Origin of the sequence: Pelagovum pacificum (assembly GCF_016134045.1) — a bacterium.
Lineage (GTDB): Bacteria > Pseudomonadota > Alphaproteobacteria > Rhodobacterales > Rhodobacteraceae > Oceanicola > Oceanicola pacificus_A.
In genome coordinates, this window is the sequence record NZ_CP065915.1 from 1050787 (window position 1) to 1063366 (window position 12580).

A 12580-nucleotide genomic window follows, 5' to 3' on the forward strand; every position below is an offset into this window, starting at 1 on the left:
CCGACCAGACAGGAACGAGGTGCAGGATGTCGTCGCCATTCACCACGATCAAGGCGTTCGCGGACCGTCTCGAAAGCCAGCCCGTCGACAGCGCCGAAGCGCGCATGGCCGCGGCGGAGCGGAACGGCCTGCTGACCAAGCCGCCGGGCTCACTCGGTCGGCTCGAGGACCTCGCGATCTGGTACGCCGGCTGGCGCGACGATCCCCGGCCGTCTCTCGAGCGCATCCAGATCTGCGTCTTCGCCGGGAACCACGGCATCGCCGCGCGCGGGGTCTCCGCCTTCCCGCCCGAGGTCACGGTCCAGATGGTCGCCAACTTCGAAGCCGGCGGCGCGGCCATCAACCAGCTTGCCAGGACCTTCGGCGCGGAGATGAGCGTCGTGCCGCTGTCGCTCGACACGCCGACCCGGGACTTCACCCAGGACGCCGCCATGACCGAGGAGGAGCTGGTCGAGGCGCTCTCCGCCGGCTGGTCCGCCGTCGACCCCGAGGCCGACCTCTTCGTTGCGGGAGAGATGGGCATCGCCAACACCACGGCCGCCGCTGCCATCGCCGCTGCCCTCTTCGGCGGCGCGGCGCGGGAGTGGGTCGGGCGTGGCACGGGCGTGGACGAGACGGGCCTCGCGCTCAAGGCCGCCGTGATCGAGGAGGCGCTCGCGCTGCACAATGCCGCGCGGGGCAACCCGCTCGAAGTGCTCCGCTGCGTCGGCGGGCGGGAGATCGCGGCGATGACCGGCGCGATGGCCGCCGCACGCGAGCACCGCGTTCCCGTCATCCTCGACGGCTTCATCGCCAGTTCCGCCGCCGCCGTGCTGCATTGCATCCGTCCCACCACGCTCGACCACGTCGTCGCCGGCCACCAGAGCGGCGAGGCGGCCCACGGCAAGCTGCTCGGCATGATCGAGAAATCGGCGCTGCTGCACCTCGGCCTGCGGCTCGGCGAAGGCTCCGGCGCGGCCGTCGCGATTGGCGTGCTGAAGGCCGCGATCGCCTGTCACTCCGGCATGGCCACCTTCGCGGAGGCCGGCGTCAGCGACGCCTGACCTCAGCTCTTGGAGCGTCCACCGGCCCGGCCGCGCCGGTCGTCGTCGGATTGCTTCAGCTCGAAATTGCTGGCGATCGCGGTTTCCAGGTCGCGCGCCAGCTCCTTGGCGCGGGTGACGTAGGCCTCGTTCTCGGTCACCGGGATGCCGGGTTGCCACAGCTCGGCCAGCTCACGCATCGTGCGGCGGTCGTGGTGATAGAAGTAGACCTCGGCCTCGTTCGCCTCGTACTCCGTCATCCCGAGTTGCTCCAGCACGTAGCGCCCGGCGCGCAGTGAACTGTCGAACAGCTCTCGAACGATATCGTTCGCCCCCGCCTGGTAGAGCTCGTAGACATGGATCCGGTCCCGCGCACGGGCCACGATGTGAATGTCGGGCCGCGCGGTGCGGGCGTATTTTACCAGCCGCGTCGCTGCCTCCCGGTCGTCGAGCGAGACGACCAGCACCTTGGCATCGTCGAACCCCGCGCTGTGCAGCAGGTCGGGCCGGGTCGGGTCGCCGAAGAAGCTGCGGAAGCCGAAGGTGCGCATCGTCTGGACAGTGGCGAGGTTGTTGTCGAGCACGACGGTCGAATAGCCTGCCGACTGCACCAGCCGGTTGACCACCTGCCCGAAGCGCCCGATCCCCGCGATGATGACCGACCCGGTCTCGTCGATCTCGTCCGCCGGGGTGTCGTCCGTGTCGATCATCCGCTTGGACAGCCACTCGTACAGGATGAACAGCAGCGGCGTGATGAGCATCGACAGCGCCACGACCATCAGCATCATCGCCGACATCTCGGTGTTGAGCACCTGCGTCGCCACCGCGAAGGAGATCAGCACGAAACCGAACTCCCCCGCCTGCGCGAGGCTCAGCGTGAACAGCCATCGATCCCGGTCGCCGAGCTTGAAGACCCGCGCCAGCACGTAGAGCACGGCCCCCTTCACGAGGATCACACCAGCCGTCAGCCCAAGCAGGACGAGCGGCTGATCCAGCAGCAGGTCGAAGTTGATGCCCGCGCCCACCGTGATGAAGAACAGCCCGAGCAGCAGACCCTTGAACGGTTCGAGGTCGCTTTCCAGCTCGTGCCGGAATTCGGAGTTTGCCAGCACCACCCCGGCAAGGAACGTGCCGAGCGCGGGCGAGACGCCGACCATCTGCATCAGCACCGCGATGGCCACGACCATCAGCAGGGCAAGCGCGGTATACATCTCGCGCAGGCGGGCGTGGTGGATGTAGCGGAAGACGGGCCGGGTCAGGTAGGTCCCGGCGAGGATGATCGCCGCGACCGCGCCGAACGTCGCCAAGGTCACGCCCCACGCCGGCAGCCCTTCGACGAGGCTCATCGCGTGGGCCTCCGCGCCTTCGGCGTGGTCGCCTTCCGCCGCGTGGTGGACCGCTCCGCCGCTGCCACCGATGGCGAGCAGGGGCAGGAACGCCAGCATCGGGATCACCGCGATGTCCTGCGTCAGCAGCACGGAGAAGGCGGAGCGTCCGCCCGGCGTCTGGATCAGGCCCTTCTCCGACAGCGTCTGCATCACGATGGCGGTCGAGGAGAGCGCGAAGATCAGGCCGATGGCCAGCGACGTCTGCCACGGCTGGCCGAGCGCCCAGGCCGCCGCCATGATGAGCGCGGTCGTCAGCGCGACCTGCATCCCGCCGAGGCCCAGCAGCCGATGCCGCATGTCCCACAGCGCCTTCGGCTCCAGCTCCAGCCCGATGAGGAACAGCATCACGACGACGCCGAATTCCGCAAAGTGTTGAAGTTCCTCGGTATCCTGCCCGATCGTCGGAATGAACCCGATCGCGATCCCGGCCAGCAAGTATCCAAGCACGGAGCCAAGCCCCATGCGCGCCGCGAGCGGCACGGCCAGCACCGCGGCCCCGAGGTAGATTGTCGCCTGAATGAGAAATGCCTGCATGAATTCTGAATACGGGCAGTCGGTGTGTATTGGCAATCTGCCTGACTGCAGCCCGGCCTCTTCCCGAACCGACAGGCGTCGGATCGCCGGTTTTACGGGCGGGCCCGGCCCGCGCGATCCCGCGGTTACGGCCAGCCTCGCTTCGACGCTGTCGCGAGGGTCCTGAGATCATGGCGCACCCCTCTGCCTGCGCTTGCGGACAGGGGAGGTCGATGGTCATTGCACAGGCTCCGGTCGGATCCGGAGTGACGATGACCGGGCTCAGGCACGGGTCGGGTTACGGACGCCTGAAGCTTTGATGACGTTTGGATGGAAAGTGACGGCCGACCGTTTCCGGTCAGCCGTTCGGCATGTTTAGCCGCGTCTGGCGGCCGCCCCGGCTGTAGGTCAGAAAGCTGTCGCCGATCGAGGTAACCTGTCCGCCATCCAGCCGGTCGCCCACTTTCACGTGCACGAAACGGCCGTTCGACAGGCGTACCATGGCGCGGCGGTCGTCGACCCGGCCGAAGATCCCGATCAGGTTGTTCTGACGCAGGTTGATCGCGCGCGAGAGGGTCGCGGCCTGCGCCACGCTGCCCGCCGTCGGGCCCGAGGGCGCTGCGGCGCGCGCCACCGTGGCCGCGGGCTGCTGTGCGGCCGGTTGCTGGGCCGCCGGCTGCGTCGTCTGCTGACGCGGCGCCGCGCGGCGGGCACGATCGACGATGGTCGCCATGTTGCGCGGCCGGGCATCGGGATGGATCGAGCGCGGCACGGCGTTGCGCGTCGCGGTGGAGAAGCCGGCGGGCACGCTGCTGTTCAGCGCGGCGGCGGCGGCGGCGAGCGTCGCTTCGACGTCGGGACCGGTGTCCTCGATCTCGGCTTCAGGCTCCGGCTCTTCTTCGAGCTCTTCCTGCATCGCGGCCAGCACCTCGTCCGGGACCAGCCCATCGGGCCGGGGGGAGGGGCGGAACCCTTCGAGCGCGGGGTCGGCGACGAGCTCCGCCGGCGCCTGCGACGCGGCGAGCGTGATGTTTTCGGGCCGCATCGTCGGGCGCAGGCCGGTCAGAGCGACACCGCCGTTCGGGACGGTGTCGAGCGCGGCGCTGTCGTCGGACTCCGCACCGGCAGCAGCGGCAGCCGCTGCTGCGACGGCGGCAGGCCGTGTCGGCGGGTCGATCGCGGCAGTGTCGACGAAGCGCACCGGAACCGCGTCCGTTGGCGCGACGATGGTGTCGGCGGCGTCGGACTCTTCGGTGCCGGGCCGGATCGGCGGGTCGACGGCGGCACTGTCGAGCAGGATCACCGGTGCCGCGTCATCTTCCGATGGCGCGTCGGCGCTCGCCGGCGTCGGCCGGGTCGGCGGGTTCACCCCCGGATTGTCGCGGAACACGACGCCCGGCGATGCACTGGCCGGCGCCTCGGCAGGTGCGTCCGGCGCGGCGACATCGCTGTCGTCGCGAGTCGGCGGATTGACCAGCGCGGTGTCGATGATGGTCACGTCCGACGTCGGCTCGGCTTCCGGTGCCGCCGCAGGCTCGATGCTGGCCGGTGCCGTGCGGGTCGGCGGATTGACCGGCGCGGACGAGACGATCGTCAGGCCGTCGGGGCTGTCCGTTTCCGGATCGGTGGCGGTTTCCGAACCCGTGTCCGTTTCGACGGCGACATCGACATCGGATGTCGACAGAGTGCCCGGACGCACCGGCGGATTGACCGGACGGCTGTCCACGAACGCGACGGCGGCGGTCTCGGTCGCCTCTTCGACGGCGTCGTCCGTGTCGGCGGTCGCTTCCGCGGCGGCGAGGGCGACGGCCTCCGCGAACGGATCGGCGGGGGCCTCTTCCTCGGGCGCGGGCTCCGGCGCGGGGCGCAGGGCGACCTCGACCGGGGCGGCGCCGACGATGCGGCGCAGTCCGTCGGAGGCGACGACTTCGGCACCTTCGGGCAAGTTGTCGGTCACATCGGGCGGCGGCGCGACGGTGCCGGGACGGATCGGCGGCTCCCGCTCCGGCGCGCCGGAGAAGACGAGGATGCCGTCCGGCGTCAGGGTTCCGTCCGCGGTGGCGAGGATGAAGCCCTCATCATCTCGGTCGAACGTCGCGCCGGCAGGCGGCGGATCGGCCGGTGTCGGAATCCGGACATCCGTCGCGGAGGCGAGTGTTTCGGGCAGGCCGACAGGCTGCGACAGCCGGTCGACATCATCGGTCGGCGGCACCGGCACCTCGCCAAGCGCAGTGGTGCGCGGCGTCACCGGCAGGCGCGGCGCACGCTGCCAGACACCTGTCGCGGCATAGATGCGCTGTGCCTCGGCCGGGCTGAGCACTTGTCCGATCGGCGCAGAAGGTTGTTGCGGCGCGATGACTTCGGCGGTTTCCGTCGCCGCTTCGGGCTCGGGCTCCGGCGCGACGGCATTTTCAGGAGCGTCCGACAGCAGGTCCGGCGCGTCGTCCAGCACCACATCGGGGCCGGAGTCGCCGGCGACGGGCAGATCGTCTCGCGCGGCCGGAGCATCGGGGGCGCTGCTGGTCGGCACACTGGCCATGCCACCGGACGCCAGCGCGGGTTCGGGGTCCGCGGACGTGTCGCTCGCCACGTCCGGAGTGTCCGTGTCCGAGCCGAACCAGCGGGCGAAACTGTCGCTGTTGACCGCGGCGAGCGCGCCGACGACGGCCATGAAGAGGATCAGCAGGACCGTCAGCACGAGACCGAGGAAACGCGGCTTGCCCCCGACCTGTACCGGTTCGGAGCGGCGGGCGCCGAAGACGGTCATGCGTTCGCGTTCTTCCTCGGCGGCTTTCTGTGCCTCAGGATCGGGCTCCGCCCGGCCACGACGCGACCGGGACAGCAGGCCGGGCTTGGCCTCGGCCGCTTCAGGGGCGGTGGCCGCAGCGGCAGACACCGCAGCCGCAACGGTCGGTTCCTTGCGCGTCGCGGGGGGCGCCGCCTTGCGGCCCTTCCGGGCCTTCTTCGGCGGCGCTTCCGGCGCGGGATCGGGGATCGGAGAGGGGCGCGTCGCGGCGTCGAGCGCGGGCACGTCGCGTTCGTCGATGGCGGCGTCGGACCGTCCGGTGATCGGCGGCGCGGCAGCGTCCTCCTCGACATCCGTAGAGGGCGCGCCGAGCGAGGCGGCGGGCGCCAGCGCGGCGCCACGGCTCGCGGCACCGAGTCGCGGCGTGAAACTCATCGAGCCGGGGCCCTTGCGGCGATCGTCCAGCGACACCGCCCCGGCAGGGCGCGTGGCGACGAGCGACGACGCCGGACGGTCGTCAGCGGGCAGTTCGAAGCGGGGCTGGCCCGGCTCCGGCGGCTTGCTGCCGCCGAACCGCTCGCGCATCCGGTCGCGGAAGGTGAGCGCCTGCGGCGCGGGCGTCGGGGCGCGCGGAGCTTCGGCGTCGGGCTCGGGTGGCATCCGGTCGCCGAGCTTCATGCGCATCCGTTCCTGGAAGGACTGTGCGGACTTCGACAGTTCGACCGACGGCTGAGGCGCAGGCTCGGGGGCCGGCGCGTTCGGCTCTTCGACGGGGGCGGGCGCGCTGTCGAGGCTCGGCGCGGGTGGCTCGGGGTCGACGACGGGCTCGGGCGCGACAGCGGGCGTCTGCTCCGCCACGGGCGGGGCGGGCGGCGCGCGGCGCTGGCGGTGGCGCGACGTGAAGACGGGGAGCGCCTCGTCAGGGGCTGGTTTGGCCCCGGTCTTCGGTTCGATCTCGGCCGTGTTGGCGAGCGCATCGACCAGCCGGTCGCCGGCGATCGACGTCCCGTCGGGACGCAGTCCGCCGATCTGGTCGGCGGCGGCGGTCGCCTCGGCCTCGGACACCTCGGGTTCAGCCGGTGCTGCCTCCGGCTCCGGTTCCGGCGCTTTCGGCGGCGCGGGGGCGAAGGTGGCGGCGGGCTCCTGCAACGCCGTCGCGGGGGCGGTGCTCTTGGCGACGCCGACCATGCGAACCGGATCGGAGTCGCGTTCGACATGGACGTCGCCGGCGGCTGTCGCGGGACCGAACACCACTTCGCCCACGAAAGTGAAGGGCGCTGGTACGGCGGCGAAACTGACCGGCGTCATGCCATGCTCGATCGCGAAGGCCTCTGCCTCGACCAGCGTCTCGCGGGCGACGGCGGCGACATAGGTGCGCCCGCCGCCCTTGGTGTAGTCGTAGACGAGGTCGTCGACCGCGTAGGGCGTCGCCCCTTCGAGCGCGAGACGGATGTCGTCCTCGGTCGTCATGGTGCCGTCTAGGGCGAGATACTTGATCTGCTCCTTCGGGATCAGCAGCTTGATCTGCACCGGTCCGTCGGACAGGGATTCAGCCCGGGCCCGGAGCTCGGCCAGGGCGGCGCGAAGGTCGGGGGAGTCGAGATTGACCTCGCCGACGAGCAGCCAGCCCGTATCGCTGCGCTGAAGCAGGCGCAGGCCGTCGAAGGAAAGAGACAGAGCGAAGTTGGGCGTCATTACCTTGCCTTAAGCAGGTGTCCGGGAGGGCGCAAGAACGGCGCGGCAACAGTTGTAAAATATAGCAATTTCCCGCCCAGGCCAAGGGTCGCGAAAAATCCTTCCAAGGATCTCGGGGCGGGCTGCGTCAAAGTCGTGAAGCATTCGAAATTCACCAGTGGAGGGACCACATGTCTAACAGATTCGGAAGCCGGGTTCTCAACCTTTTGATGTTCGCCGCGATGGCGGCGGGTTTTGTCGCACTCTTCGCGTTCGCCGCGACGCCTGCGGCGGCGCAGGGCCATGACGGTCCGACCATTCAGGTCACGGGGGAGGGCGAAGTCACCGTCAAACCCGACATGGCCTACATCTCCATCGGGGTCCGCGAGGAGCGGGAAGACGCCGACGCCGCGGTCGAGGCGATGAGCGCCGCGCTCGCCATGGTGCTCGACCGGCTGGAGGCCGAGGGCATACCGCCCGCCGACATCCGCACCGGGACTCTCCGCCTCGACCCGATGATGTCGAACGGGTCGTCCATGTCCGCGCCCGAGGTCACGGGCTTCGTCGCCTACAGCTCGCTCGAAGTCGCGGTGCGCGATCTCGACCGGATCGGGGCCGTGCTCGACACCGTGGTGCAGGACGGGGCGAACAGCCTCGACGGGCTGCGGTTCGATCTTCAGGACCGCTCCGACGCGCTGGCGGAGGCGCGGCAGGCGGCAGTCGCCGACGCCCGCGACAAGGCTCAGCTTTTCGCGTCGGCCGCGGCGGTGACGCTCGGCGATCTCGTCACGCTGACCGAGGGCGGTTCTTCCGCCCCGCCGATGCCGATGATGGAGGCACGGATGATGTCCGACGTCCCCGTCGCACAGGGAGAAATGACGATTTCCGCACAGGTCAGCATGGTCTACGCGGTCGAGTGATCCACGAATTTCAGTACTGACATCATTTTATTAACAATAGTTTAAGCTCGGGCGGCACCTTTCGGTGTCGCCCTATTCGCGTGCGGGCGTTACCGCATCCAGAAGCCGTTCTTCTTGATCTGGTTGCGCAGTTTGCGCTCCGGCCGGGGCAGGTCGTCGCGGTCGAACAGCGCGCGCACTTTCTGTCCGCGGCCCTGGTAGACCATCCGCTTGATCGGATCGTAGCCCTTCAGCACCTTCTTCAGCCGGTTGGGCGCCGTCACCTCTTCCAGCACCTGCACGACCCGGTCGCTTTCGCGGGCGTAGAGCAGGGGGAGCATCCGCCAGTGACAGGTGACGTCGCCGTCGAGGCCGGCAAGCTCCGGCCCCGGACGGCCACCGCCGAAGGACTGGATGACGAGCGGCAGCGCGATCTGGTCGAGCCACGGCCGCATCGGCTGGATCGCCAGCTCCTCGGGCGGGTCGTTCTCGATCTCGGTGGCGTAGGACAGGAAGCGCTCGCCGAACGCCTTCGGATCCTCGTGGAAGAACCAGCCGGCGTTGAAATACATGTAGCGCTGCCAGTATTCGTCCGGCTGCGACGTATCGAGCGTGCTCTCGAACTCCAGCCCGAACCGGTCGTAGAGCGACTTCCAGATGGCGGTGTAGCCAGGCCAGTAGAGCTCTTCCTCGGGCCACGTCCCCTCGCGCCGCATGGAGGCCGAGGGCCGGGCGAAATCGAACGGTACGGCGGCGAGGTCGCCGGTCACCAGCGTGTCGGAGTCGAAGAAGACGAAGGGCTCGCCCTCGGGCAGCACGGACAACCCCTCGATCTTGTTGCCGTTGGGGTAGGCGTTGCCGAAGGCGCGGTTCTCGAACGGCACGACGGTGGCGCCAAGGTCCGTGAGCGCGGTGCGCACTTCGGCGGACATGCGCGGATCATCGGGCCAGAGCGGGCCGGGCTGCGGTTCGGCGATGAACAGGCGCTTGATGAGTTCAGGCGCGTGAGCCGCGAGTGACGCGGCGAAGACCAGTGCCTCGTACCCGACGCGGCCGCCCTGGCCGACGATCATGACGTTGAACTGGCCTGACTGCGGTTTTCGCGCCATTATCATGCCACCTGCTATGACTGCCCCTTTCGCGCACCATAGGGACAAGTGTGGCAGGACAAAAGCGCCCGTCCGGCGCGGATGAGAAAAGGTTGGTACCCGATGATTTTGATCCTGCTCGCCCTCGTCTACGTCGTCGGGCTGAATTTCATGACGGTTGGCGATGTCGCGGCGCCTGCCATCCCCGAGGCCGCGCCCGAGGGTCAGGAGTCCGACCGCCCGCTCGACTTCGACATCGGCGCCGGGTCGGGCGATGACGCGGCGCCGGTGCCGGAGGATCAGACCCCAACCGGCCAGTTCACCACCGCGACCGAAGTGCGCCAGATCCTCGAGATGACGAAGCCACAGTGGATCGCGGTGCGCGAATATGACGGGCGCGACCTGCTCTATTTCACGCAGCTTCTGAGCTGGCGCTGCGGGCTGTGGGACATCACCTACAGCGTGAACGGCGGCCCCGACGAGGTCTTCCCGATGGAGCCCTGCCACGAGGGCACGGCGACGCCGAACGCGCTCACGCAGGTCGAGGATTTCCTGCCCTACGCGACGCTGCCCCTCGGCTCTGTCGAGAGCGTGTCGGTGACGATCACCTACGACGACGGCGGCACCGACAGCGCCAGCTACGAACGCCCGCAGGTGCTGATGCCCTGAGCGCTACTGCCGGGTGAAATCGACGACGAAGCTGTCCTCGCGTCCGCTCCGCGTGATCCGGCTGGAAGCGAAGCGCAGCCCCGCGTCGGTCGGCGCGATGGTCAGCGCGGCGGACTCGCCGGGTGCTGTCGCCTCCAGCGTCAGCGCATCGCCCGAGGCGGTGCCGGTCAGTTCGCGAATGCGGGTCGTCGTATCGGGCTCGGTCCCGTGCGGCGCGGCGATCCAGGTGCCGCCGCTGGTCGTCAGCAGCATCCCGATGTCGTCCGCGCCTTCCGCTCCGGCACAGCGGCCTGACAGAACCGTGCCGCCGTCGCCCGGCGCGATGGTCAGCCGGCAGCGCAGGGTGCCGCTGCTGTCGCCACGCGTATAATTGCCGCCGCCGGTCCAGTCGCCCGTCAGCGTACCGGGCTCGAAATCGGCGAGGGCAGGGCCGGCGACGAGGCAGGCCACGAGGGTCACGGTACGGATCATCTGTTGTCTTCCTTCTCGGTCGCCCAGGCCAGCAGGCTCGGGAACAGGAACAGGTCGGCGAGGCAGGCAAGTGTCACTGCCGATGTCACGAGACCCGCGAAGATGCCGATGGCAGGCAGTTGGCTGAAGAACGACACCGAAAAGCCCGTGACCAGGATTATCGAGGTGATTACCACCGGCGGCACCGCCGCGTCGAGGGCGGCCTCGATTGCCTGCGGCCCCGGCAGGGTGCGCCGCGCGATCCGCAGCCGGTTCATCAGGTGGATCGTGTCGTCCACCGCGATCCCGAAGGCCACGGTCAGCGCGATGGCCCCGGTCAGCGTCAGCGGCGTGTTCGTCAGGACGAGCCAACCCTCCACCGCGAGGATCGGGATCAGGTTCGGCACGAAGGACGCGATCGCCAGCCGGACGGAGCGCATCAGCACCGCGCTCAGCACGGCGACGCAGGCGACGGCGAGGTAGAAGGCCACCCGAAGTTCCTGAACGAGGCGGCGGATCTCGATGTAGGACATCAGCGAATAGCCGGTGATCTCCGTCACCTCCGACAGTCCCGCGTCGTCCAGCCGGGCAGAGATGTCGCGCGCATAGGCCTGCGTTCCCGCGCCGTCGCTGCCGAGCGGGGCCGACAGCGGCAGGGCGAAGGCGGACCCGTCCTCCGCCGCGACCCGGCGCATCAGCTCGCTGGAGGCATCGACATCCGACGGCAGAGCGATGGCGCCGTCATAGAGGACCGACCCGACGGCGGCGAGGCGCGCGCGGTCGGCTTCCTGCACCCCCGGAGCCGGGTCCGCCGCCGCGACGACGACATAAAGCCGGTCCGACCCCGGCAACGCCGCCTCGACCCGGTCGAGCGTCGCCGAGAAGTCCGATCCGGTCGGGATATGCTGGTTCATGTCGTAGCCCGGTTCCGTCCGGGTCGACAGCGCGACCAGAACCGCCAGCAGGCCCATCCCGCCGAGCCCAACCGCCCGCCGGTGCCGCAAGGCCGCCCCGGCCGCGCGACGCACCGGCGTGAAGTGGAAGGATTGCTGCTTCATCGGCGAGGTCAGCACCAGCCGCGCCAGCGGCGGCACCGTCAGGAACACCGCCGCGAAGGCGATGGCGAGCCCGATCGCTCCGAGGTCGGCGAGCGTGTTCAGCGTGGGCGAGCCGACCAGCAACAGCGACAGGAACGCCAGCGCCGTGGTGAAGGTCGTCAGGAACAGCGCGGGCCAGCTTTCGGACACTGCCTCGGACACGGCGCGGTCGACCGGCAGGTGCGCCGCCTTCTTGGAGATCGCGTGGTAGAGATGGACGCAGTCGGCGAAGGCCAGCACCATCAGGATCGTCGGCACCATCGTCACGATCGGGTCCATCGGGATGCCTCGCGCCGTCTGCAGGCCAAGCGCCCACGTCAGCGCCACGACCGGCGGGATCGCGCAGACCACGGCGGCCCGCCAGCTCCGGAACAGCAGCAGGGCAAGCAGGTTGCTCAGCACGTTCGCGATCGGGATCAGCACCAGCTGGTTCTGCGTCAGGGCCTGCGCGACGCCGAGCTGCAGGCGCGACAGGCCGACCCGGTTCACCGTGATCGGCCCCTCTGCGGTGGCGAGCCCATCCTCCAGCGGCCCGGCGCGGTCGGTCACAGGGATCGACCGGTCCGGGATCACGGTGACGAGGGTGAGCGACCGGTCCGCCGCCAGCAGGTCCGCAGACATCGGCAGCTCATCCAGCATTCGCTCCAGCCGCTCCGCCGGGGGAAGGTCGGCGATGGCGGGCCGCCTGAGGAACGGCGTTGACGGGGCCTCCGGATCGGGGAGCGAGAAGACGGAGATCACGCCGGTGACGCCTTCGGTCAGTTGCAGCTCGATCAGGAGATCCTCGAACGCGGCGAAACTCTCGGGCGCGCCGAGGTCGTCTGCCTCGACCGCGAGCACGACGTCCTGCCCGACTTCGCCAAACACTTCCTCGAACCGGTGGAAGCGCTGGTAGGTGACGGACTCGCCTTCCAGCGTCGCCGACAGGTCACCCTCCATCCGGAGGTCGAGCGCGACCCACCCGCCGAGCGCGGACAGCGCCAGCAGGACAGCGAGGACGGCGAACTGTGCGGCGCGACTGCTCATTGCCAAAA

General features: G+C 69.6%; 8 protein-coding genes. 3 read left to right on the plus strand and 5 right to left on the minus strand.

Going from position 1 to position 12580, the window contains the following annotated elements:
* The first annotated feature begins 26 nt into the window (after positions 1–26).
* On the plus strand, positions 27–1043 hold the full coding sequence (gene cobT, locus I8N54_RS05355; protein ID WP_140193550.1) for a nicotinate-nucleotide--dimethylbenzimidazole phosphoribosyltransferase: 1017 nt from the start codon (positions 27–29) through the stop codon (positions 1041–1043).
* 2 nt (positions 1044–1045) lie between these two features.
* On the opposite strand, the gene I8N54_RS05360 is transcribed toward cobT, so the two are convergent.
* Both I8N54_RS05360 and I8N54_RS05365 read right to left on the minus strand, forming a co-directional pair.
* Complete coding sequence (locus I8N54_RS05360) at positions 1046–2944, minus strand: monovalent cation:proton antiporter-2 (CPA2) family protein (RefSeq protein WP_140193549.1); 1899 nt, start codon at positions 2942–2944, stop codon at positions 1046–1048.
* Between the two features lie 337 nt (positions 2945–3281).
* A complete protein-coding gene (locus tag I8N54_RS05365) occupies positions 3282–7364 on the minus strand; it encodes a hypothetical protein (protein ID WP_140193548.1) in 4083 nt (1360 codons plus the stop codon).
* 170 nt (positions 7365–7534) lie between these two features.
* Between I8N54_RS05365 and I8N54_RS05370 the strand changes: the two genes are divergently transcribed.
* Positions 7535–8263, plus strand: coding sequence for an SIMPL domain-containing protein (locus I8N54_RS05370; protein ID WP_140193547.1), 729 nt, complete (start codon positions 7535–7537; stop codon positions 8261–8263).
* Between the two features lie 89 nt (positions 8264–8352).
* On the opposite strand, the gene I8N54_RS05375 is transcribed toward I8N54_RS05370, so the two are convergent.
* Entirely contained in the window at positions 8353–9351 is a 999-nt protein-coding gene (locus I8N54_RS05375; RefSeq protein WP_140193546.1) for a hypothetical protein, read from the minus strand.
* 102 nt (positions 9352–9453) lie between these two features.
* On the opposite strand from I8N54_RS05375, the gene I8N54_RS05380 reads away from it, so the two are divergent.
* Positions 9454–9999 carry a hypothetical protein gene (locus tag I8N54_RS05380; protein ID WP_140193545.1) on the plus strand — a complete coding sequence of 182 codons (546 nt, stop codon included), beginning with the start codon at positions 9454–9456 and terminating at the stop codon, positions 9997–9999.
* A 3-nt stretch (positions 10000–10002) separates the two neighbouring features.
* Here the strand turns inward: I8N54_RS05380 and I8N54_RS05385 are convergent, their stop codons facing one another.
* Positions 10003–10470, minus strand: coding sequence for a hypothetical protein (locus tag I8N54_RS05385; RefSeq protein WP_140193544.1), 468 nt, complete (start codon positions 10468–10470; stop codon positions 10003–10005).
* Complete coding sequence (locus I8N54_RS05390; RefSeq protein ID WP_140193543.1) at positions 10467–12572, minus strand: efflux RND transporter permease subunit; 2106 nt, start codon at positions 12570–12572, stop codon at positions 10467–10469. Before I8N54_RS05390 ends, I8N54_RS05385 begins: the two co-directional genes overlap by 4 nt.
* Positions 12573–12580: the final 8 nt, after the last annotated feature.